Annotated in this window: 22 protein-coding genes; 7 read left to right on the forward strand and 15 right to left on the reverse strand. The window is 55.7% G+C overall.

Going from position 1 to position 21,356, the window contains the following annotated elements:
• Positions 1 to 11: 11 nt before the first annotated feature.
• Positions 12 to 1,127 (reverse strand): DNA-processing protein DprA, encoded by a 1,116-nt coding sequence (gene dprA / locus LG203_RS08100; protein WP_230345312.1) that lies wholly within the window; start codon positions 1,125 to 1,127, stop codon positions 12 to 14.
• Between the two features lie 6 nt (positions 1,128 to 1,133).
• Positions 1,134 to 2,285: a LysM peptidoglycan-binding domain-containing protein gene (locus tag LG203_RS08105; protein WP_230345313.1), complete on the reverse strand. Its 1,152-nt coding sequence runs from the start codon at positions 2,283 to 2,285 to the stop codon at positions 1,134 to 1,136.
• Positions 2,286 to 2,371: 86 nt separating this feature from the next.
• Here LG203_RS08105 and def point away from each other — a divergent pair, with 86 nt between their 5' ends.
• The 7 genes from def to LG203_RS08140 all read left to right on the forward strand — a co-directional run bounded on the left by def (position 2,372) and on the right by LG203_RS08140 (position 10,089).
• Positions 2,372 to 2,872 (forward strand): peptide deformylase, encoded by a 501-nt coding sequence (gene def / locus LG203_RS08110; protein ID WP_230345314.1) that lies wholly within the window; start codon positions 2,372 to 2,374, stop codon positions 2,870 to 2,872.
• A 1-nt stretch (position 2,873) separates the two neighbouring features.
• Positions 2,874 to 3,824 (forward strand): methionyl-tRNA formyltransferase, encoded by a 951-nt coding sequence (fmt, locus tag LG203_RS08115; RefSeq protein ID WP_230345315.1) that lies wholly within the window; start codon positions 2,874 to 2,876, stop codon positions 3,822 to 3,824.
• 67 nt (positions 3,825 to 3,891) lie between these two features.
• Positions 3,892 to 4,734 (forward strand): zinc metalloprotease HtpX, encoded by an 843-nt coding sequence (gene htpX / locus LG203_RS08120; RefSeq protein ID WP_230345316.1) that lies wholly within the window; start codon positions 3,892 to 3,894, stop codon positions 4,732 to 4,734.
• A gap of 72 nt (positions 4,735 to 4,806) precedes the next feature.
• Positions 4,807 to 6,090, forward strand: a complete 1,284-nt coding sequence (rsmB, locus tag LG203_RS08125; RefSeq protein WP_230345317.1) for a 16S rRNA (cytosine(967)-C(5))-methyltransferase RsmB — start codon at positions 4,807 to 4,809, stop codon at positions 6,088 to 6,090.
• Positions 6,068 to 6,658, forward strand: a complete 591-nt coding sequence (locus LG203_RS08130) for a DUF4390 domain-containing protein (protein WP_230345318.1) — start codon at positions 6,068 to 6,070, stop codon at positions 6,656 to 6,658. The genes rsmB and LG203_RS08130 overlap by 23 nt, the downstream gene beginning before the upstream one ends.
• A gap of 15 nt (positions 6,659 to 6,673) precedes the next feature.
• Positions 6,674 to 8,800: a sensor histidine kinase gene (locus LG203_RS08135; RefSeq protein WP_230345319.1), complete on the forward strand. Its 2,127-nt coding sequence runs from the start codon at positions 6,674 to 6,676 to the stop codon at positions 8,798 to 8,800.
• A gap of 5 nt (positions 8,801 to 8,805) precedes the next feature.
• Positions 8,806 to 10,089, forward strand: coding sequence for a sigma-54-dependent transcriptional regulator (locus LG203_RS08140; protein ID WP_230345320.1), 1,284 nt, complete (start codon positions 8,806 to 8,808; stop codon positions 10,087 to 10,089).
• A 13-nt stretch (positions 10,090 to 10,102) separates the two neighbouring features.
• On the opposite strand, the gene LG203_RS08145 is transcribed toward LG203_RS08140, so the two are convergent.
• The 13 genes from LG203_RS08145 to lptB all read right to left on the reverse strand — a co-directional run bounded on the left by LG203_RS08145 (position 10,103) and on the right by lptB (position 21,336).
• Complete coding sequence (locus LG203_RS08145; RefSeq protein WP_230345321.1) at positions 10,103 to 10,474, reverse strand: TfoX/Sxy family protein; 372 nt, start codon at positions 10,472 to 10,474, stop codon at positions 10,103 to 10,105.
• 60 nt (positions 10,475 to 10,534) lie between these two features.
• Positions 10,535 to 11,308 (reverse strand): exodeoxyribonuclease III, encoded by a 774-nt coding sequence (gene xth, locus LG203_RS08150; protein ID WP_230345322.1) that lies wholly within the window; start codon positions 11,306 to 11,308, stop codon positions 10,535 to 10,537.
• Positions 11,309 to 11,379: 71 nt separating this feature from the next.
• Positions 11,380 to 11,910 (reverse strand): glutaredoxin family protein, encoded by a 531-nt coding sequence (locus LG203_RS08155; RefSeq protein WP_230345323.1) that lies wholly within the window; start codon positions 11,908 to 11,910, stop codon positions 11,380 to 11,382.
• A 12-nt stretch (positions 11,911 to 11,922) separates the two neighbouring features.
• Positions 11,923 to 13,971, reverse strand: a complete 2,049-nt coding sequence (locus tag LG203_RS08160; protein WP_230345324.1) for a M3 family metallopeptidase — start codon at positions 13,969 to 13,971, stop codon at positions 11,923 to 11,925.
• A 52-nt stretch (positions 13,972 to 14,023) separates the two neighbouring features.
• Positions 14,024 to 14,380, reverse strand: a complete 357-nt coding sequence (locus LG203_RS08165; RefSeq protein WP_230345325.1) for a DUF4870 domain-containing protein — start codon at positions 14,378 to 14,380, stop codon at positions 14,024 to 14,026.
• A gap of 13 nt (positions 14,381 to 14,393) precedes the next feature.
• Complete coding sequence (ptsP, locus tag LG203_RS08170; protein ID WP_230345326.1) at positions 14,394 to 16,148, reverse strand: phosphoenolpyruvate--protein phosphotransferase; 1,755 nt, start codon at positions 16,146 to 16,148, stop codon at positions 14,394 to 14,396.
• A gap of 7 nt (positions 16,149 to 16,155) precedes the next feature.
• Positions 16,156 to 16,425, reverse strand: a complete 270-nt coding sequence (locus LG203_RS08175; protein WP_013441023.1) for an HPr family phosphocarrier protein — start codon at positions 16,423 to 16,425, stop codon at positions 16,156 to 16,158.
• The gene (locus tag LG203_RS08180; protein ID WP_230336292.1) at positions 16,418 to 16,825 is read right to left on the reverse strand and encodes a PTS sugar transporter subunit IIA; all 408 of its coding nucleotides are present in this window, start codon (positions 16,823 to 16,825) and stop codon (positions 16,418 to 16,420) included. The genes LG203_RS08175 and LG203_RS08180 overlap by 8 nt, the downstream gene beginning before the upstream one ends.
• Positions 16,826 to 16,875: 50 nt before the next feature.
• Positions 16,876 to 17,712 carry an RNase adapter RapZ gene (gene rapZ, locus LG203_RS08185; RefSeq protein ID WP_041362502.1) on the reverse strand — a complete coding sequence of 279 codons (837 nt, stop codon included), beginning with the start codon at positions 17,710 to 17,712 and terminating at the stop codon, positions 16,876 to 16,878.
• Positions 17,713 to 17,729: 17 nt separating this feature from the next.
• Entirely contained in the window at positions 17,730 to 18,695 is a 966-nt protein-coding gene (gene hprK, locus LG203_RS08190) for an HPr(Ser) kinase/phosphatase (protein ID WP_230345327.1), read from the reverse strand.
• Between the two features lie 82 nt (positions 18,696 to 18,777).
• Positions 18,778 to 19,107, reverse strand: coding sequence for a ribosome hibernation-promoting factor, HPF/YfiA family (gene hpf / locus LG203_RS08195; protein WP_230345328.1), 330 nt, complete (start codon positions 19,105 to 19,107; stop codon positions 18,778 to 18,780).
• A gap of 27 nt (positions 19,108 to 19,134) precedes the next feature.
• Positions 19,135 to 20,589: an RNA polymerase factor sigma-54 gene (locus tag LG203_RS08200; protein WP_230345329.1), complete on the reverse strand. Its 1,455-nt coding sequence runs from the start codon at positions 20,587 to 20,589 to the stop codon at positions 19,135 to 19,137.
• A gap of 24 nt (positions 20,590 to 20,613) precedes the next feature.
• Entirely contained in the window at positions 20,614 to 21,336 is a 723-nt protein-coding gene (gene lptB, locus LG203_RS08205; RefSeq protein ID WP_013441029.1) for an LPS export ABC transporter ATP-binding protein, read from the reverse strand.
• Positions 21,337 to 21,356 lie beyond the last annotated feature (20 nt).

Below are 21,356 nucleotides of genomic sequence, written 5' to 3' on the forward strand. Positions count from 1 at the left end.
AATCGCTGCAGTCAGCTCATGCGCTGGTAGCGACCACCGGGCAGTGCCGCCACTTTATTTTCCAGCTCCAGTACCATCAGCATGGCCGAAAGGCTATCACTCGTCAAGCCACTTGATTGCTGTAAGGCATCAATACTGATGGGGTCATAACCCATGCAGGCGAGTAGTTGTGTATGGGAGGTTTCCTCAGGACCATGTCCATCAAAAGCATCTTCCTGAGAAGCTTGTTGCTGTTGGGGATGCAGCGGAGCCATCTCCTGCACGATATCCTGTATGCAATCGACCAGTTTTGCCCCTTGCTTGATCAACTCGTGGCAACCTTTTGAAACCGGAGAATGGATGGAGCCAGGAATGGCAAAGACTTCGCGCCCTTGTTCTGCCGCCAGTCTTGCCGTGATGAGCGAGCCACTTTTGGCATTGGCTTCCACTACCAGGCACCCTTGGCTTAATCCGCTGATGAGGCGATTGCGTCGGGGGAAATTCTGCGGGCGAGAAGGCGTGCCCAGTGCAAATTCGGAGATGATCAGGCCCTGTTCCACGATCTGATGGGCCAGTGCGCGGTGTTTGGATGGATAAACAATGTCGAGACCGGTGCCGACCACGGCGATCGTGATGCCTTTGGCTCGCAGGGCACCTTGATGCGCGGCGCCATCAATCCCGAGCGCCAGGCCGCTGATGACGCAATAGCCTTGCTCACACAGAGCCTGGGCAAAATCAGCCGCATTTTTTTCGCCTTGCGGCGTTGCATTGCGACTGCCGACAATCGCCATCCCAGGCAAATCAAATGCCGCCAATTGGCCTTTAGCGTAAAGCAGGGGCGGTGGATCGGCAATTTCGAGCAGGGCGGGTGGGTAACGGCTATCTGCCAGAGTGAGCAGATGATTGTTTTCCTGCATGAGCCAATTGGCAGCGAAGTCGGTGGCTGCCAGATCAGGGCCGCCGGTAATGGCTTCGGCAACAGATTCAGGGACAACTTGCCGCAGGGCATCCTGCGGCGCTGCAAAAATCTGTTCCAGACTGCCAAATGCTTTGAGAAGCTGACATATCCGCTGGCCACCCAAGCCTGGAACCAGGCTCAGGGCTATCCAGAGGCGGGCTTCCTCTAAATCTGACGCACTCAGGGACATTCAGCCTCAGGGCGTGTTGACGGTATCCAGCAGATTGACGGGCTCTGCTGCCTGCATGATCAAACCGTAAGACACGCGATCAAACGTCCGGAAGACCATCAGCAAACCAATGCGCTCATCGGGCAATTTGACCAGAGACTTGTCATTGGCCGGATCTTTCTTGGGGTCATACTTTTCATCGGTTTTTGCCTGTGGCTTCTTGTTTTTCTCTTCATTAGGATCCACATCCTTGAAGCGGAACTCTGGCAATTTGAATTTTTCTTCAGCCTTCTTTTCAGTGGGCTTGCGGCTGACGTAAGTGCCTGCGCGGTTAATGCTCAGCACGTGGCCTTCTTCCAGGCCATCCAGCTTGCCCTTGTTGATCGAGATGATGGTGTTGGCGCCCGCTTCAGCCACGCCGCCGTAAATGGCCATGATGCGGCCTTTGATCTCGCTGTCAGGGGCATGCGGGATGTAATTGAATTGCAGTTTATCCTCGATTTTAACCAGGCGGTCATCGCTGAAAATCTCTTCTTTGGCGCGGGTAATTTCCCCCGTGGCAGGATCGCCGAATTTGGTGACCTTGAGATCACCCAGATAAAGGGCTTCCAGTCCCAGTGGCTCTTTGTTCTCAGGGTCTACCATGATTTTGCCGGGGCGGTAGATATGCCAGACGTTGCCTTGATCTTCGGGCATCTTGTCGATGTAGACCTTGTTGCCAGGCGCATAGGCAACGCGGTTTTGCGGGCCTGCAATAATGGTGGGCGAATCTTTAAGGGAATCTGCCTCGACAATCAGCGGGCGACTAAGGAAGGGGGCAATGGTGCTGGGGGAGATGCTGGGAACAGCTTCCCTTTCAAGCGGCTCTTCACGAATACCCGGTTGCAGAGTAACGGTCTCGCGCAGTAGGCGCAGCTGAGGTTCTCCGCTGCTGGTGTCCAGCACGACAACGTCACCGGGATAGATCAGATGTGGATTCTTGATCTGTTCGCGGTTCATGTTCCACACCTTAGGCCACTTCCAGGGATCCTTGAGGAATTTGCCGGAAATAGCCCAGAGCGTATCGCCTTTCACCACGACATAGCGTTCGGGGCGGTCAGGCTGCAGCTGCACATCATCCGCCGCGGCAGGTAAAGCCAGACAAGCCAATACGAGCGGCGTTATAATGTATCTCAACATATTCAAGACCTCGGCAATGATGCGGCATGAAATATCCGCGAACTTGCATTAAATTCTGCATGTAATTCATTCAACAATCAAGATTTATGGCAATTTTAGACATATTAAACTACCCCGATCCACGCCTTTATACGGTTGCCAAGCCGGTAAAGGAAGTGAACGCAGACATCCGTCGCCTGATCGATGACATGGCGGAGACCATGTACGCTGCACCGGGCATAGGCTTGGCTGCTACCCAGGTCGATGTCCATCAGCAAATTATTGTCATGGATCTGTCCGAAGCCAAGAACGAGCTGCGGGTATTCATCAATCCTAAAATTACCGCAAAATGTGGCGCCCAGGATTACGAGGAAGGTTGCCTCTCGGTGCCAGGCATTTATGAAAATGTGACGCGCGCCGCCGAGGTGACCGTGGAAGCGCTGGACCGCAATGGCGAGCCATTTGTGCTTGAAGCACAAGGCTTGCTGGCCGTTTGCATACAGCATGAAATGGACCATTTGCTAGGCAAGGTATTTGTCGATTACCTGTCACCACTCAAGCAAAACCGTATCAAGACCAAACTCAAGAAACGTCAGCGGGATCGCTAATATGCCCGCACTCAAGATCATATTTGCTGGCACGCCAGACTTTGCCGTGCCAGCGCTGGCAGCTCTTGTTGCATCGCAGCATGAAGTTGTGATGGTGCTTACCCAGCCGGATCGCCCGGCGGGGCGTGGGATGAAGCTCAAGGCCAGTCCGGTCAAGGAGCTGGCCTTGCAGCACCAGATCCCGGTGTTGCAGCCCGAGACCTTGAAGGATGCGGACATACAGGCGCAGATCGCTGCGGTGGATGCCGATGTCATGATCGTGGCGGCCTATGGGCTGATCATCCCGACCCCCGTGCTCAACATGCCTGCCCTCGGCTGTTACAACATCCATGCTTCATTATTGCCGCGCTGGCGCGGGGCTGCGCCCATACAGCGCGCCTTGCTGGCGGGGGATGCCGAAACCGGTGTGACGATTATGGAAGTTGTGCCCGCGCTGGATGCGGGTGCGATGGTCGAGAAAGGCGTATTACCCATCACTGGGCGCGATACCGCACAATCACTACACGATGGTTTGTCGCTGATGGGGGCTCAGTTGATGGTGAAGGCCATGGACACCTTGGCGGCTCAGCGCAGCCTGCCTGCCGAGCCGCAGGACGAAGCCTTGGTGACATATGCCGCCAAGCTGCAAAAGGCTGAAGCGGGTATAGACTGGACGCAGAGCGCCGAAGTGATTTCGCGCCAGGTGCGCGCGTTTAACCCTTTCCCTGTCGCGCAGGCCAAACTCAACGAAGAGATCTGCCGTATCTGGATGGCGACGGCCATGGACGGTAACGCAGAGCCCGGCGTGGTGGTTTCGGTGGGTGATGCCATTGTAGTTGGCTGTGGTCAGGGTCTGCTGCGCATTGAGGAATTGCAGATGCCAGGTGGCAAGCGCCTGCAGGCGGGGCAGTTTGTGGCCGGGCATGTACTCAAGCCGGGCGATCGCTTTCATTCGGTATCGCCACAGGCTTGAATTTTTGCTGATGAGCCGCATCTAAGGGGCATCCTTCCCTTATTAATGAAAGACTTGAGGAATACACATGTTAGGTAACTGGTTGAAAACCTCCATTCTGATGGCGGGCATTGTGGTGCTGTTTGGTACCGTGGGCGCTGCGCTGGGTGGTGCTGGTGGCATGATGATCGCGCTGTTGCTCGCTGCGGCCATGAATGTTTACGCCTACTGGTTTTCCGACAAGGCCGTCCTCAAGATGTACAACGCCCGCGAGGTGGATGCTTCATCAGCCCCGCAGTTCTACAACATGGTGAAAGAGCTGGCGCAGAATGCCCAGTTGCCCATGCCCAAGGTCTACATCATTGACGAAGACCAGCCTAACGCATTTGCCACTGGGCGCGACCCCGAGCATGCGGCGGTCGCCGCCACGACAGGCATCATGCGTATCCTGTCCGAGCGCGAATTGCGTGGCGTAATGGCGCATGAGCTGGCCCACGTCAAGCACCGTGACACGCTGATCTCCACCATCTCTGCCACCATTGCCGGGGCTATTTCATCAATTGCCCAGTTTGGCATGCTGTTTGCAGGTGGCCATGACCGTGAGCGCAGTGTGCATCCGGCCGTGGCGATCCTGATCATGATTCTGGCGCCGATTGCTGCCATGTTGATCCAGATGGCGATTTCACGGGCACGCGAGTTTGAAGCTGACCGTGGCGGCGCAGAAATCAGTGGTGACCCCACCGCGCTGGCGGCCGCCCTGAAAAAAATCCACGATTACGCTCATCAGATCCCGCTGGAAACGGCTGAGCAGCATCCTGAAACCGCCCAGATGATGATCATCAATCCCTTGTCAGGCGAAGGAATCAAGGGGCTGTTCAGTACACACCCGCAAACCCAGGAGCGTATCGCGCGCCTGATGGCCATGGCCTGACCACTCCTCACAAGTGGCCGCAGACCTTAAGTTCTGCGGCTTTGTTTTTTTAGAATCTCCCGAAAGGCCGTTTTGCAACTAGCTCAACAACTCGCCGCCGAAGCCGTGCATCAGGTGCTGACGGGCCGTAATCTTGGCGTCACTCTGGATGCCATGTTCAGTCGGCAGCGCAGCCTGACCCCGCAACAGCGTGGCATGACACAGGACCTCAGCTACGGCTGCCTGCGCCAGTATGGGCAACTGCAGGCGCTGTTGAATCAGCTTCTGCAAAAACCGCTGCAGGATGAGCGCTTGCGCTGTCTGCTGCTGGTGGCGATCTATCAATTGCAGCAGGCGCGAGCCGCCAGCCACACCATTGTTGACCAAGCCGTGCAGGCCTCGGCGCAATTCAAAAAGCCATGGGTCAAGGGCTTGACCAATGCCGTCTTGCGTAACTTCCTGCGCCAGCAGGATGCGCTGGTAAAAAACATAGACCCCGCTGATGATGTTGCCCGCTACTCTTATCCGCAATGGTGGGTAAACAAGCTGCGGCATCAATATCCGCAGGACTGGGAAGCCATGCTGCTGGCAGGCAATCAGCACCCGCCCATGACCTTGCGTGTTAACCGTCGGCATCTCGCCGTCGAAGCCTATCGCCAGCAACTGGCCGATGCCGGTATAGCCGCGAGTCATTTGGGCGACAGTGCGGTGACATTGACCCAGCCTATCCCGGTCGAGCGTATTCCCGGGTTTCTCGAGGGGGATGTCTCCGTGCAGGATGCCGGTGCGCAATGGGCCGCTCCACTGCTTGATCTGGTACCCGGCATGCGTGTGCTGGATGCCTGCTGCGCCCCGGGCGGCAAGACAGGCCATATTCTTGAGCTGGCCGATGTGGACCTCGTTGCCATGGATAGTGACGCTGACAGATTGCGCCGTACGCAAGAAAACCTGCAGCGGTTAAAGCTGAAAGCCCAGCTCGTCACCGGCGATGCGGCGGATGCTTCCGGATGGTGGGATGGTCAGCCGTTTGATCGCATTCTGGCCGATGTTCCATGTACGGCGTCCGGCATAGTCCGCCGGCATGTGGATATCAAATGGCTGCGCCGCGAGGCGGATGTGGCGTCCTTCGTTCGTCAGCAGGCACTCATTCTGCCGCAACTGTGGCAGTGCCTGGCAAAGGGTGGTAAATTGCTTTACGCAACGTGCTCGGTTTTTCATGAGGAAAACCAACAGCAGATTGACCGGTTTCTGCAACAGCACGCCGATGCGAAGCAGTTGCCGCTGAGTCAGGATGCTTCGCCTCATGCTCGGCATGGACAACTTTATCCTTGTGCAGCACATGACGGCTTCTTTTATGCACTTCTACAAAAAAACTGATTTTCGTCGTTTATTTGCCACGCTGTTGACCGGCAGTTTTGTTGTTTTCATGCTGACTACGGCATACGCTGCCGTCAGCAATCTTCACATCCGCAATGCCGAACTGGTGCCCACTGAAGATAGTTATCTGCTGAATGCCGATTTTGATGTCACGTTGAGTCCCACGGTAGAAGAAGCCCTGAACAAAGGCATCCCACTGACGTTCCTGATTGAATTCCAGCTGACCTCGCCACGTCGTTACTGGTTTGATGACGAAATCGCCACGGTCAGTACCTATGTCACCCTGAGCTACCATGCCTTGTCACGGCAATATCTGGTCAATCTCAATAATCACCATCAGCGCTCCTTTGCGTCCTTGCAGGATGCGAAGCAGGAACTCTCGCGGCTGGAGCAGTGGCCTGTTTTTGAGAAAGCCTTGCTGAAAAAAGGCGAAGCCTACAAGGCTGCCTTGCGCGTGCGGCTGGATCAAACCAAGTTGCCCAAGGCCTTGCAGGTCGATGTGATTGGCGGCTCCGAGGACTGGAATATGGTCTCCCAGCGTTATCGTTGGGTGCCCACGCTGTTTTAGCATGCCTTTGTCCCAATGAAATACATCGTTTTTATCAGTGCCCTGCTAGGTGCAGTTTTGCTGTATCTGCTGTCGCATGCCAGCACCAATACTGCCGCTTCGGGTAATTATTACACCTTGTTGCTGGTGCTGAATGGCGCCTTGGCCGTGGCATTGATCGTCATGATCAGCATGCAGCTCTGGCGACTGTTTCGCCAGATGCGCGCCCATGTCATGGGCAGTCGGCTTACCCTGCGTTTGCTGGGCGCCTTTGCCCTCATGGCGATTATTCCCGGTGTGATCGTGTATGCGGTATCGGTCAATTTCCTGACGCGCTCGATTGAGTCCTGGTTTAACGTGAAAGTGGAAGCCGCACTGGAAGGCGGTTTGCGTCTGGGGCAAAGTGCGCTCGATATCATGTTGTCTGATATTGAGGAAAAAGCCGAAAGCATGGCAGTGTCCCTGGCGTTTCAGCCATCGAATTCGCACCTGAGCGTGCTGAATGACCTGCGAGAAAAAAGCGGTGTGGAAGATGCGGTACTGTTGACCTTGCAAGGGCGTATCCTGGCATTTTCAAGCAATAACCCGGCGACCTTTCTGCCTGAGCTGCCCAGCATTCCTCAATTGCGCCAGGCACGGCAGCATGTATACGGCACCATAGAACCTATTCCGGATAAAGGCCTCTATCTGCGGGTACTTGCCCCGATCGTGATGCCGGATCTGGCGGGGGAAACCCGTATTTTGCAGCTATTGCAGCCGGTGCCAAAAAGCTTGTCTACCACCGCGGAATCCGTGCAGGATGTGTATCAGGATTATCAGGAGCTGTCGCTCAGTCGTGAATCGTTGAAAGAGGTGTTTGCACTGACGTTGACGCTGGTGCTGATGCTCGCCATGTTATCAGCCGTGTCGATTGCTTTTGTGCTGAGCCGTCGCCTGTCAGCGCCGCTGGGCGTTCTGGCCGAAGGTACCCGCGCCATCGCCAGAGGCGATTACGGCACCATGCTGCCGGTGCATGGCAAGGATGAGCTGGGCATACTGGTGCAATCCTTTAACAGCATGACGAGACAATTGGGCGATGCCACGCTCGCTGCCGAACGCAACCGGGCGCGGGTAGAGGCAGCTCGCGGTTATCTGGCGACCATTCTGGCGCACTTGTCGTCCGGCGTTCTGGCGTTGGATGATCGTGCACAATTGCGTACCTGCAATATGGCGGCTTCCAATATTCTTGGCGTCAACCTGAGCAATTTTCTGGAGCAGCCTTTCCAGCAGCTGGGGCAAACACATGTGGCACTGGAAGCGTGGGTAGAGCTGATTCTTTCGCATTGTGGCGATGACGACACGGGCGAATGGCAAGAGGAAATGGAGCTGGTGACAGCCCAGGGCAAGCGCATTCTGCTGGTGCGGGGCACCCGGTTGCCGCAAACGGCGGATAGCGGCTTCCTGATTGTATTTGATGATGTGACGACCATGGTACAAGCCCAACGCGACGCGGCCTGGGGCGAGGTGGCGCGCCGACTGGCCCATGAGATCAAGAACCCGCTGACACCTATTCAGCTATCGGCCGAGCGCCTGGAACACAAGCTGGCGGCCAAGCTCGAAACCGACGATGCCGATATGCTGCGGCGGGCGACCAATACCATCGTGACGCAAGTGGCCGCCATGAAAACCATGGTGAATGAATTCAGTGAATATGCACGGGCGCCTGCGCTTAATCTGAGCGAGCTGGCGCTGAACAGCCTGATCAATGACGTACTGGCCTTGTATGAGCCGGCAGACATTCAGCTTGAAATCAGCCTGGCGGATGGTTTGCCATCGGTGATGGGCGATGCCACCATGCTAAGGCAAGTGCTGCACAATCTGTTGCAAAATGCCCAGGATGCGCTGGAGGGCAGAGCGGACGGGATGATTCAGATCATCACGGCGGCTGACGTGGACACGGTCAAGCTGGAGGTACGAGACAATGGCACCGGTTTCCCGCTGGAAATTCTCAGTCGTGCCTTTGAACCCTACATGACCAGCAAACGCCATGGGACCGGTCTTGGTCTGGCGATCGTCAAGAAAATCATAGAAGAGCATAAAGGCCACATTCATATTGAAAACCTGGCAAAGGGGGGCGCAAGCATTACTGTGACTTTGCCAGCAAAAACGAAAAGGGTGGAGTAATCGCAATGACCGCAAGACATGTGCTAGTTGTCGATGATGAGATCGGCATACGTGAGCTACTGTATGACATTCTGCAGGACGAAGGTTACCAGGTAAAACTGGCAGAAAACGCGGCGGAGGCTCGGGTTTATCGGGAGCAGATGCGTCCTGATCTGGTGCTGCTGGATATCTGGATGCCGGATTGTGATGGCATCAGCCTGCTGAAAGAGTGGGGGAATAGCGGCCTGCTGACGATGCCGGTGGTCATGATGTCCGGTCACGGCACGATTGATACCGCAGTGGAGGCTACCCGCATCGGGGCCTTTGATTTCCTGGAAAAACCGATCGCTCTGCAAAAACTGCTGAAGACCGTCAGTGCTGCGCTAAAGCATGGTGAGCAGTTACCGCGCTCCGACATGACCCTGCTCAACCTCGGCAAGAGTCCGGTCATCAGCGAACTGCGTCAGCGCCTGGAGCAGATTGCAAGCGTCAAGACCCCGCTACTCCTGATCGGGGAGCAAGGCAGTGGCGCCGAGTTGTGCGCCAAGTTTCTGCATAGCCCGGATACTCCCTGGCTGAGCCTGACCGACTATGAGCAGCTGGCGACAGCGCCGCTTGATATTCTGGATCAGGTGCAGGAAGGCATGCTGTTTATTCCAGAAGTGGCCGATCTTAGTAAAAACCAGCAAAAAGGCCTGCAGCTGTTATTGGCACGTGCCGACAAGTACGGCGCCCGCGTCGTGTGTGTCACGGCCAAAAGCCTGCCACAGCTGGTGGTTGCCGGGCGGTTTGATAACTTGTTACTGCAATCTATCTCTGCTACCAGCCTGCGTATCCCCAACCTGTCTGATCACCGTGAAGACATCCCCGACCTGGCCCGTGCCATGGCGGCGCTGCTGGTCGATAGTGGCGAGGTGCTGTACCGGGAGTTTGATGTGGCAGCACTGAATGCGCTGCGCAATGCTGAATGGCCAGGCAATATTACCCAGCTGGATAGCGTGATACGTAACCTGATGCAGACCAGCCTGGGCGAAAAAATCACCCTGACGGATGTGAATCGTGTGCTGGAGCAGTTTGCGGCATTTCAGGCGGCCCTGCCTATCGTCGAGACTTCTTCGGCCAGTGCAGGTCTGGCAGCCTTGAATATCGACAAGCCTTTGCGCGAAGCCCGCGATGATTTTGAGCGTCTGTATTTCGAGCATCATCTCGTCAAGGCCGGCCATAACATGAGTCGGGTGGCGGAGGCCGTGCAGCTGGAGCGTACCCATCTTTATCGCAAGCTGAAGCAGCTGGGTATCAAGGCGAAATAAGCCAGGCAGCAAGTCAGCGAGAGCTGACTTTGCTTGCCACCGGTTTGCTGCGTCTGGGTTTTGATGGTTTTGTTCGCAAGGCGGCCGCATAAGCCTTGCGTGCCCAGCTGGCTGCCAGGTCACGGTCTTCCAGGATGAAATCCGGGGCTTGATAGTAGGGCAAGTCTATCCAGCGGCCCTGCTTTTCATAGCCAAAACGGGGCAAGGCCAGCGCTTGAAAGTCCCCCGCATTTTCCTCATCGGCCTTGAGATACAGGGTCTCTTCAAATACCAGCCCAAAAGTCAGCCCCTGATAATAGAGCGCATGGCCGCCAAACATGCGTCGCATGCTGATGGGGCCTAACAGCGCAAATATATCGGGCAAGTAGTCGGTGAATTCGCTCATTGTTCAAGCATTCAATGCAGGTTTAAAAGCCATTCCAAACCGTTAGCTCCGCCAAGCTGTTCAATCCTGTTCGGAGAGCTCCAATACCACCGGCGTATGATCCGATGGACGTTCCAGCTTGCGCGGGGCCTTGTCTATCCAGCTGGCCTGGCAGGCGGCCAGCAATGGGGTGCTGACCAGAATGTGGTCAATGCGCAGCCCCAGATTGCGGCGAAAACCCGCCATGCGGTAATCCCACCAGCTGAAGCTGGCTTCTGGTTGTTCAAATAAACGGAACGTATCATGCAGACCCAAATCGACCAGCCCTTGAAACGCCGTCCGCTCAGGCTCGCTGACCAGCACCTGGCCTAACCAGGCAGCGGGGTCGTGTACATCGCGGTCTTCGGGGGCAATGTTGTAATCACCCAGCAAGGCCAGCTTGGGATGGACTGCCAGCTCTGCCTGCAGGTGCGTGGTGAGCGAAGCCAGCCAGTTGAGCTTGTATTGATATTTGTCTGAATCAACACTTTGCCCATTGGGAATGTAAGCGCAGACGATGCGTATGCCTTTGACCGTCGCGGCAATCAGCCTCTTTTGCTCATCGGCAAAGTCTGGAATGCCGTAGCTCGGATGTTCCAGCACATGGCGGCTGAGAATCGCGACCCCGTTATAGGTTTTCTGGCCGCTATGAATGGCGTTATAGCCAATGGCGGTTAGTGCTTCGTAGGGGAATTTGCTGTCTTCCTGCTTGGTTTCCTGCAAACACAAAACATCGGGCTGATTGGCGGTGCACCAATCCAGCACGTGCGGCAGGCGTACGTTGAGCGAGTTGACATTCCAGGTGGCGAGTTTCACGTAAAGCTCCTGTGGATGCGTGGGCGCATCTCTTGGTGGGGGCCGCTGACCAGGGTCGTGGCGTGGTTAAGTTAAGGGGATTTGGCCTCGGTGGCCGGTTGTTTGTCAGCGACCTTGGCCGCCTTGGACGGTTTTTTAAAGTCCGCCATGGGATTGCTGCGCGGGTACCCTGCTTGGTCCAGTGCAGTATTCCAGGTGGATTCTTCAAACCCCAGATGAGGATTTTTGCCTACCATCAGGAAAGGCACTTGCAAGCGGCCAGTCAGTTTCTGCAATTCCAGCTTGTCTTCGTCCTTGTTCTTCAGGGTGTAGGGCGCGCCGCGTTTGTCCAGCAAGGCTTTGGCTTGATCGCATGGGCCACCGCATTCCTTGAAGACATACAGGGTGAGGGGGTTTTTTTCGACAGCCACCTTGATTTCATAAGGCTCTTTGTCGGTTTCCACCACATTCAGGCTTTGTTTCAGCTTTTCTACCGAGCGATTTTTCGCCGGTGGAGTATCCCCATAATTCACGCTTTCAGCATCGGTCCATTTGTATACATCCGCCACGCAGCTGGTGGCGCTGCATAGAGCGATCAGGAGCAATGCACGAAAGCGCATCATGGTGGTGTTTCCTCAGGTAGTCATGCCGTTGTGGCGCAATAGCGCATCAATATCCGGTGCACGCCCACGGAACGCAATGAAGGATTCCAGCGCCGGGCGTGAGCCGCCTTGTGCCAGGATCTCATCCCAGAAACGGCGGCCCGTTTCTTCGGATAATACCCCGTTTTCTTCAAACAGGCTGTAGGCATCGGCAGACAGCACTTCCGCCCACTTGTAGCTGTAATAACCAGCACCGTAGCCGCCAGCAAAAATATGCGAGAAGTTATTCGGAAAGCGATTCCATTTGGGTGGACGTACTACGGCTACTTCGTCGCGCACTTCCTCGATCAGGTCCAGCGAGCTCTTGCTGCCATTGGGGTCAAAGTCGCCATGCAGACGCATGTCGAACAGAGAGAACTCGATCTGGCGCACGGTCTGCATGCCCGCCTGGAAATTCTTGGCAGCGATCATCTTGTCGAACAAGTCGCGTGGCAATTGCGCGCTGGTCTCCACATGCTTGGTCATGTGACGCAGCACATCCCACTCCCAGCAGAAGTTTTCCATGAACTGGCTGGGCAGTTCCACCGCATCCCACTCCACGCCTTTGATGCCGGAAACGCCGTAATCATCCACCTGCGTCAGCATATGGTGCAGGCCATGGCCGAACTCGTGGAACATGGTGATCACTTCATCATGCGTAAACAGCGCAGGCTTGTCACCTACCGGTGCCGAGAAATTGCAGGTGAGGAAAGCCACGGGCGTTTCAACACCATGCGATTTTTTGCGACGGGTAATCGCTTCGTCCATCCAGGCGCCGCCGCGCTTGTTGTTGCGGGCGTACAGATCCAGGTAGAACTGTCCCACCAGCTTGCCCTGATGGTCGGTGATTTCGTAAAACTCGGCATTGTCATGCCATACCGGGGCGTTTGACTTGCGCACATGCACGCCAAAAATGGTCTCGGTGACCTTGAACAGGCCATGCAGCACTTGCTCTTCCGGGAAGTACTGCTTCACTTCCTGGTCGGAGAAGGCATATTTTTCTTCGCGCAATTTTTCTGAGGCATAAGCAATATCCCAGGCCTGCAGATCAGTGAGTCCGAGTTTGCTGGCGGCGTATTCACGCAGCTCCTGCATGTCACGTTCGGCAAACGGCTTGGCACGCACGGCCAGCGTTTGCAGAAACTCTTCCACCTGAGCCGGGCTTTCCGCCATCTTGGTGGCGAGCGACATTTCAGCGTAATTGCGATAGCCCAGCATGACGGATGCCTCATGCCGCAGCTTGAGTATGCTGGAGATCAGGGCGGTGTTATCCCACTCTGCTTTACCAAATTCCGAAGCCCGCGTGGCATAGGCACGATACAGCTGTTCACGCAAGGCACGGTCATCGGCATATTGCAGCACAGGCATGTAGGAAGGGAAATGCAGCGTGAATTTCCAGCCAGTCTTGCCATCTTCACGGGCGGCGTCCTGGGCCGCTTGCAAGGCATCCTGGGGAATGCCGCGCAGGGTATCGGCTTTGTCGATATACAGGCTGAAGTCGTTGGTGGTATCGAGCAGGTTTTCCTCGAACTTGGCGGACAGCGTGGATAACTCTTCCTGTATGGCCTTGAACCGGGCTTTTTGGTCATCGGGCAATTCGGCACCGCCCAGGCGGAAGTCACGCAGCTCATTGTCGACAATCTTGCGTTGGGCGGGGCTCAAGCTCCCGTAGCCTGCACTTTCGCGCAGGGCGCGGAAACGCGCATACAAGCGCTCATCCTGTGAAAGATCTGCATAAAAGGCGGTCAGCTTGGGCAGGTTGTCGTTGTAGGCCTCGCGCAGTTCCGGGCTGTTGACGACGGCATTCATGTGCGACACCTGGGACCAGGCGCGCGAAATCTGCTCTTCCATGTCCTCCATCGGGCGCACGAAGTTTTCCCAGGTGGGCGTTTCCGTTGCGCTCGCCAGTTGTTCCAGTATGGCGCGGCCCTGATCCAGCAAGCGGTCTATGGCCGGGGTGACATGGTCGGCTTTCACTTCATTGAAGCGGGGCAGGCCGGAAAAATCCAGCAACGGGTTATCTTGCAAAGCCTTGTCGTTCACGTGAGCCATCCTTCTGGGGAATACTGGTTTATCAAAAATGCAGTTAAGTTATTTAGTTAATCAGGCGGAGCGTAAATGGGTAACGGTAAGTCTCTCCTCGGCTGGCCGCGACGGCAGCCAGGAAGCTGAACACAATATTCAGCAGCCAGACGATGCCCATGAGCACAAATCCCACCAGGATGAAAATCAGCGCCGAGCTGATGGCCTGGGCAATCAGCACCGTAATCTGAAAATTCAGTGCTTCGCGCGATTGCTGGCTGATGTAGGGGCTATCGTTGCGTTTAAGCAGCCAGACAATCAGGCTGGGGAAAACGGAAAAAAGAATACCGCCCAGGTGTGTCAGCACCATGATATTCAGGTCGTCTGCGGGAATATCCTGCGGTTCACGCTCGTGTTCTAAGTCTGCCATGTCGTTGTCTCCTTTACTGGAGATTCAGTTTTTGCAGCAAAGGTTCCACCCGATCAATATCCTGGGTACCCAGAATCTTGCGTGCTACCGGGGTGATCAAGGGCAGATCGCTCTGCAGGATTTCGCGTTTTACCGTCAGGATTTGCGATGGATGCATGGAGAACTGACGCAAGCCAAATCCCAGCAACAGCCTGGCAAGCTTGGCTTCGCCCGCCATTTCGCCGCAGACGGATACTGGTTTGCCCAGTTTGTTGCCCGCGCGTATGGTCATCTCCACCAGTTGCAGCACAGCGGGATGCAAAGGGTTATAGAGATGCGAAACAGTATCGTCAGTGCGGTCAATCGCCAACGAATACTGAATCAAGTCATTGGTGCCGATGGACAGGAAGTCCAATTCGCGGGCAAAGGCCTCGGCACATAAAGCCGCTGCGGGGATTTCAATCATGCCGCCGACCTGGATATCTTTGTCGTAATGGGATTTTTCCGCATCCAGACTTTGCTTGGCGCGCTCAATCAGCACCAGGGTTTGCCGTAACTCGGTAATCGAGGAGAGCATGGGGATCAGTATCTTGATCTTGCCGTAATGTGAGGCGCGCAAGATGGCGCGCAGCTGCGTCAGGAAGATTGCCGGTTCTGACAGGCACAGGCGAATGGCACGCAGCCCCAGCGCCGGGTTGGTGCATGTGCGAGCGGTATCCGGGTTCATTTCCTTGTCTGCGCCCAGATCCAGCGTGCGGATGGTAACTGGCAAATCCTTCATGGCTTCGGCTACGCTACGGTATGCCTGGAACTGCTCTTCCTCACCGGGCATCTCGCGCCGGTTCATGAACAGAAATTCGGTACGGTAGAGACCGATGCCGGTCGCGCCCGCCGCTTTGGCATGGCTCACATCTTCCGGCACTTCAATGTTGGCATGCAGTTCAATGTTGGTGCCATCCAGCGTCACCGCTTTGGTAAGCTTGAGGCGTTTCAGCTTTTGCTGCTCGATTTCCCATTGTTCCTGCCGCAGCTTGTATTCGGCCAGAGTGTCTTTGTCCGGATTGACAATGACCACGCCCTGGTTGCCATCGACGATAATCAGCTCGCCATCACGTACCAGCGTACGTGCCCGTTGCAAGGCGACGATGGAGGGAATGTTCAGGCTACGGGCCAGAATTGCCGTATGCGAGGTGGCCCCGCCGACATCGGTGATGAAGGCGGCGAACTGGTGCTGCTTGAACTGAATGGCATCGGCCGGGGAGAGATCATGCGCCACCAGGATGATGGCACTCTCTTGCGAGCGCAGTGGCACCTGGCTCGGGTGCCCGAGCAGGACCTTGATAATCCGCTCGACAACCTGGATCACATCCTGTTTGCGCTCGCGCAGGTATTCGTCTTCAAATTTCTCGAACTGGGCGACCAGATCTTCCATCTGCTGCTTGAGCGCCCATTCGGCATTGCAGCCTTCGGCCTTGATCATCTGTTTGGGCGTTTCAGACAGCGCATGATCCTGCAGGATCATCAGATGCGTGCTGATGAAAGCGCTAAGCTCAGGTGGTGCTTTTTCCGGCAGCAAGCGCCGCACGGTTTCCAGGTCGTGCTTGACGGTTTTTACGGCCTTGTCAAAGCGGATGATTTCATCGGCAATCAGGGCCTTGGGCACCTGGAAATGTACTACTTCAAGCAAGGCATGCGAGACCAGATGGGCATGGCCGATGGCAATGCCGCTGGACACGCCAACGCCATGGATGGAAAAACTGACTTTGGAAGCGGGGCTGGGGGCGGCCACGATAGACTTATTCCGGTTCGCCAAACTTGCCCGAGATCAGGGTCACCAGCGCCTGCATGGCGGCCTCTTCATCGGCCCCATTGGTTTCGAGCACAATCTTGCTGCCCTTGCTGGCGGCCAGCATCATGACGCCCATGATGCTCTTGGCATTGACTCTTCTACCGTTGCGCTCGATCCAGATTTCGCTGCCAAACTGGCTGGCGGTTTGCGTCAGCTTGGTGGATGCGCGTGCGTGCAGGCCGAGTTTATTGATGATTTCTATTTCTTGTTTAGTCATGGTGCTTGCATGCTTCCTCAGTAAAATGGATAACGCCTTCGCTACCCCCGCTCAATGCTTTTTGTACCAGTAGCTGAATATCGCCGTTGCGGTACGTCAGTGTGCGCACCAGCATGGGCAGGTTCACTCCGGCCACACCTTCAACCCGTCCCGGCTTCAGCAACTTGCCCACCATATTACATGGGGTCGCCCCGTAAATGTCCGAGAGGATCAGCACACCGCTGCCCTCGTCCAGTTCATTCACCAGCTGCTGCGCCTGCGGCAGCATGGCGGCTGGATCATCGTGGGTGCCGATGCCCAGTTGCTTGAGCAATGGTGGGCGCGTACCCATCACATGACTGGCACAATGTATCAGGCTCTCACCCAATGTGCCGTGCGCAATAATCAGTATACCTATCATGAAAGCGTCCTGTTGCCGGGGTCCGGCATCGTGAATTTGAACAAGCTTGTTTACTCCAGCTCGCGGTGCCTGATTAGCACTTTTTGTTGTTTATCCTTGAAGTACTGGCTCAGCTGCTCGACAAAAAATACCGAGCGATGCTGACCGCCGGTGCAGCCTATCGCGACCGTCAGATAGCTGCGATGGTCGCCATCAAAACAGGGCAGCCAGCGCTCTACGTAGCCGCGTATGTCCTGCAGCATCTCCAGTGCCATGGGCTGTTGCCGCAAAAAGTCCTGCACTGGGGCGTCCTTGCCGGTGAGCGGGCGCAATACCGGATCGTAATGGGGGTTGGGCAGGCAGCGCACATCAAACACAAAGTCGGCATCCAGTGGAATGCCGTGCTTGAAGCCGAAGGAGACAAACAACAGCGTCATGCCCGTGCTCTGCTGAACGACAAAATCGCGCACCCAGTTGCGCAAGGTGTTGGCGCTAAGGTTGCTGGTGTCGATGCGGTGATCCAGGTTCACCAGCCGGTTCAAGAGCTGCCGCTCGTATTCTATGCTCTCGGCCAGTGTGGTTTTTTCATCGCTAAGTGGGTGGCGGCGCCGCGTTTCGCTGAAGCGCTTGACCAGAGTTTCAGCGTTGGACTCCAGATAGAGCACTTGCACGGAGATCCCTTTGTCGCGTAATGCCTGGATGTTTTCCGGCAAGGTTTCCAGCGCTGCGCTACGGGTGTCTATGCTGATCGCCACGCGCTGCTGGGTGGCGGGCGCCAGATGTTCGGAAATCTGGGGTAACAGGGTGGCGGGCAGATTGTCTATGCAATAAAAACCGGCATCTTCCAGGGCGCGCAACACGATGCTTTTGCCCGAGCCAGAAAGACCGGTGACGATGATGAGCCGCATCTTGCTGGTGGCCACGCTTAACCCTCTACTTGTTGCTGGCGTTTCATGGCTTTGCTCATCTCGCGATGCTGGCGCTGCATGAATTGCTTGGTGCCGTTAATGCCCCGCAGCAACAGCATGTGGTTGCGCACGGCGACTTCGACCAGCACCGCAATATTGCGGCCAGCGGCCACGGGAATCATGACTTTGGGGATTTTCACACCCAGTATTTTTTCGTGATGCGATTTGATCTTGAGCCTGTCCAGCAGTTGCGGTGCCAGAGTATCGGCCATCTCAAGCTGAATGATGAGGTCGAGCGGCTTGGTCGGTTTGACGGCGTTGTCACCAAACAGGGCACGGATGTTCAGGATGCCCAGCCCGCGCACTTCCAGGAAATCCTGCAGAATAGGTGGGCACCGCCCCTCAAGCCGGTCCGGCGCAATGCGGTAAAAATCGACAATATCATCCGCCACCAGGCGATGCCCGCGCGAGATCAGTTCCAGTGCGAGTTCGCTTTTACCAATGGCCGGGTTGCCCTTGATCAGAATGCCAAAGCCTTGTACTTCGATGAAAACACCATGGGAGCTCTCGGATTCGGCGACCGCTTGCGCCAGGTAATGGCTCAAGACATCCATCAGCCCCGGGCTGCGCATGGGCGAGGTAAACAAGGGAGTTTGAAAATCATCCGAGGCTGCATTCAGCTCGGCCGGTGGTTTTTCACCATTGGCCACGACCACGGCGGCCAGGTCGGTGGAAAACAGATTGTGGATGGCTTTCTTGAGCTCTGGCTTGGGCAGGCTGCGCAAGTAATCCATCTCGGCACAGCCCAACACTTGCACACGGTTGGGATGCACAAAATTCAGATGTCCGATCAGTGCCAGCGAGGGCTTGGTTACCGTTTCACTGGTGAGCAGGTTTTCGCCGCCATTCAGCCCGGAAACCCAGGTGAGTTTGAGATTGCGGCGCATATCCCGGTAAAGCTGTGCAACACTGATGGTAGCCATATGATTACCTTATGTTCGACAGGGACAAGGCGGCTAGCGGTGAGTAAGAGAACACGCCATTGCCTTGTCCCCGATTGGACCTTTATTCCGCAGCCGCCTGATGCTTGAGGGCACCGTTGGCTTTGTGATGGTCGCTTACTTTTTCCTTGTGCTTCAGAACCTGGCGGTCCAGCTTGTCAGCCAGCGTGTCAATCGCGCTATACATATTGTCGCCGCTGCTTTCTGCATGGATATCGTGACCCGGCACATGAATGGTGGCTTCCACTTTCTGCGCCAGCTTCTCTACGCTCATGGTGACTTTGACGTCAATCACATGGTCGAAGTGGTTACTCACGCGCTCAAGCTTGCTCTGCACATATTCGCGCAGGGCTGGGGTAACGTCGAGATGGTGTCCGGTGAGATGCAGGTTCATGATTTACTCCTTCAGGTAAAACGCAGATCAAAGCGATCTGCGCTGGTTGGCCGCGGGTATCTGCAAAGACTCGCGGTATTTGGCAATGGTGCGGCGAGCAACGACGATGCCCTGTTTGCCCAGGATATCCGTGATCTGGTTATCCGACAGCGGCTTTTTCGGGTTCTCTTCGCTGACCATTTGTTTGATCAGGGCGCGTATGGCAGTGGCGGAACAAGCGCCCCCGGATTCGGTAGCCACATGGCTGCCAAAGAAATATTTAAGCTCGTAAACCCCGCGTGGTGTGAGCATGTACTTGCGCGTGGTGACGCGTGAAACCGTGGATTCATGCAGACCCAGCTCATCGGCAATTTCGCGCAATACCAGAGGACGCATGGCGACTTCACCGTGCTCAAAGAAATTGCGCTGGCGATCCACAATGGCCTGGGAAACACGCAGGATGGTCGAGAAGCGCTGCTGGATGTTCTTGATCATCCACTTGGCTTCCTGCATCTGGCTCATCAGATACTGGCTCGAGCTTTCGCGGTTGCGCTTGAGGATGCCGGCATATAGCTGGTTGATGCGCAGCTTGGGCACGACTTCATCATTCAGATGGGCCAGCCATACGCCTTTGATTTTCTTCACCACGATTTCATGCTGAATGTAATGATCAGACGTGATTTTGCTGAATTCACCACCTGGGCGGGGATTGAGTTGCAGCACTAGCTGTTGCACTTCGCGCAATACGTCATCGTCGCAGGTCAGCAGCTTTTTCAGTTTTGCGTAATCGCGGGCTGCCAGCAATGGCAAATGCGTTTCGGCAACCTTGATGGCAAGATCCACATAAGGCGTATCTGGAGGCAAAGCGTGCAATTGCAAGGAAAGACACTCCGCCAGGTTGCGTGCACCTATGCCAGGTGGATCCAGATTCTGGATATGCTTGAGCGCAGTTTGCAACTCCAGCATGTCGATCTCGAGTTCCGGTGGCAGCATGTCTGCCAGGTCTTCCAGTGACTGTTCCAGATAGCCGTCATCAGTAATGGTATCAACCAGCAGCATGGACAAGGTCTGATCGCGTTCGGACAGCGGCAGCAGCTTGAGTTGACTCAGGAGATGATCGCGCAGGGTGAGGCTGACGGCTTCCTGATAGCTGAAGTCATTGTCATCATCATTGCCGGAGCTGCTGTCTTCCCAGCGGTTACTGCCGCTGCTGCTGCCGAATTCGAAATAGTCATCGCCACCAAAATCCTCCTGGCGGGGAGCTTCTTCCGGTGTGGCGGCCACGCTGGGTTCAGGGGCAATAGGGGCCGCAATGAAGTTGTCCGGGATTTCCAGGGGTTCTTCGATCTTGTCAGCGCGTTCCAGCAACGGGTTCGCCTGCAACAGGGTTTCCAGCTCTTGATTGAGCTCCTGTGTGGATAGCTGCAACAAGCGAATAGACTGCTGCAACTGCGGAGTCAGCGCCAGATGTTGCGAAAATTTGAGTTGTAAGCTTTGCTTCATACGTGGGGGCCGCCAAATGGATGCTTAAAGGCGGAAGTCCTTACCAAGATACACTTCTCTTACGCTATCGTTGTGAATAATTTCGCTGGGTTTGCCTGCCGCGAATACCCGTCCTTCATTGACAATATAGGCGCGGTCGCAAATGCCCAGGGTTTCGCGCACGTTATGGTCCGTGATCAGCACGCCAATATTGCGTTCGGTCAAAAAGCGGATGATCTTTTGAATATCCAGTACGGCGATTGGGTCGATCCCGGCAAATGGCTCATCCAGCAAAATAAAGCTGGGGTTGGTGGCCAGGCAGCGGGCGATTTCAACGCGGCGGCGCTCACCACCGGACAGGCTGACCGCCATGCTGTTGCGGATATGGGTGATGTGCAGTTCCTGCAACAGCGACTCCAGCTGGTTTTCCATCTGTTCTGGCGCCAGTTTCTGCAATTCCAGAATCGCCATGATGTTTTCGGCCACCGTCATCTTGCGAAAAATCGACGGCTCCTGTGGCAGGTAAGCGAGGCCCAGGCGCGCGCGACGATGGATAGGCAGGCGACTCAGATCCTTGCCATCCAGCAAAATGCGCCCATCATCCAGGGCTACCAGGCCTACCATCATGTAAAAACTGGTGGTCTTGCCAGCGCCGTTGGGGCCCAGCAAGCCTACAACTTCGCCGCTGTTGAGTTGCAGCGAAATATCCTGCACCACCGTGCGGGATTTATATTTCTTGCGCAGACCTTCTACAATTAATTGGCTCATGTTTACTCAGGTATTCGTGT

The sequence above is a fragment of the Methylovorus mays genome (assembly GCF_020531915.1).
GTDB classification, from domain to species: domain Bacteria; phylum Pseudomonadota; class Gammaproteobacteria; order Burkholderiales; family Methylophilaceae; genus Methylovorus; species Methylovorus mays.

Bases quoted from the DNA above. Each gene is read 5' to 3' on its own strand.
- dprA (WP_230345312.1), bottom strand. From the start codon at position 1,127: ATGTCCCTGAGTGCGTCAGATTTAGAGGAAGCCCGCCTCTGGATAGCC.
- LG203_RS08105 (WP_230345313.1), bottom strand. From the start codon at position 2,285: ATGTTGAGATACATTATAACGCCGCTCGTATTGGCTTGTCTGGCTTTA.
- def (WP_230345314.1), top strand. From the start codon at position 2,372: ATGGCAATTTTAGACATATTAAACTACCCCGATCCACGCCTTTATACG.
- fmt (WP_230345315.1), top strand. From the start codon at position 2,874: ATGCCCGCACTCAAGATCATATTTGCTGGCACGCCAGACTTTGCCGTG.
- htpX (WP_230345316.1), top strand. From the start codon at position 3,892: ATGTTAGGTAACTGGTTGAAAACCTCCATTCTGATGGCGGGCATTGTG.
- LG203_RS08130 (WP_230345318.1), top strand. From the start codon at position 6,068: ATGCACTTCTACAAAAAAACTGATTTTCGTCGTTTATTTGCCACGCTG.
- LG203_RS08135 (WP_230345319.1), top strand. From the start codon at position 6,674: ATGAAATACATCGTTTTTATCAGTGCCCTGCTAGGTGCAGTTTTGCTG.
- LG203_RS08140 (WP_230345320.1), top strand. From the start codon at position 8,806: ATGACCGCAAGACATGTGCTAGTTGTCGATGATGAGATCGGCATACGT.
- LG203_RS08145 (WP_230345321.1), bottom strand. From the start codon at position 10,474: ATGAGCGAATTCACCGACTACTTGCCCGATATATTTGCGCTGTTAGGC.
- LG203_RS08155 (WP_230345323.1), bottom strand. From the start codon at position 11,910: ATGATGCGCTTTCGTGCATTGCTCCTGATCGCTCTATGCAGCGCCACC.
- LG203_RS08165 (WP_230345325.1), bottom strand. From the start codon at position 14,380: ATGGCAGACTTAGAACACGAGCGTGAACCGCAGGATATTCCCGCAGAC.
- LG203_RS08175 (WP_013441023.1), bottom strand. From the start codon at position 16,425: ATGACTAAACAAGAAATAGAAATCATCAATAAACTCGGCCTGCACGCA.
- LG203_RS08180 (WP_230336292.1), bottom strand. From the start codon at position 16,825: ATGATAGGTATACTGATTATTGCGCACGGCACATTGGGTGAGAGCCTG.
- rapZ (WP_041362502.1), bottom strand. From the start codon at position 17,712: ATGCGGCTCATCATCGTCACCGGTCTTTCTGGCTCGGGCAAAAGCATC.
- hprK (WP_230345327.1), bottom strand. From the start codon at position 18,695: ATGGCTACCATCAGTGTTGCACAGCTTTACCGGGATATGCGCCGCAAT.
- hpf (WP_230345328.1), bottom strand. From the start codon at position 19,107: ATGAACCTGCATCTCACCGGACACCATCTCGACGTTACCCCAGCCCTG.
- LG203_RS08200 (WP_230345329.1), bottom strand. From the start codon at position 20,589: ATGAAGCAAAGCTTACAACTCAAATTTTCGCAACATCTGGCGCTGACT.
- lptB (WP_013441029.1), bottom strand. From the start codon at position 21,336: ATGAGCCAATTAATTGTAGAAGGTCTGCGCAAGAAATATAAATCCCGC.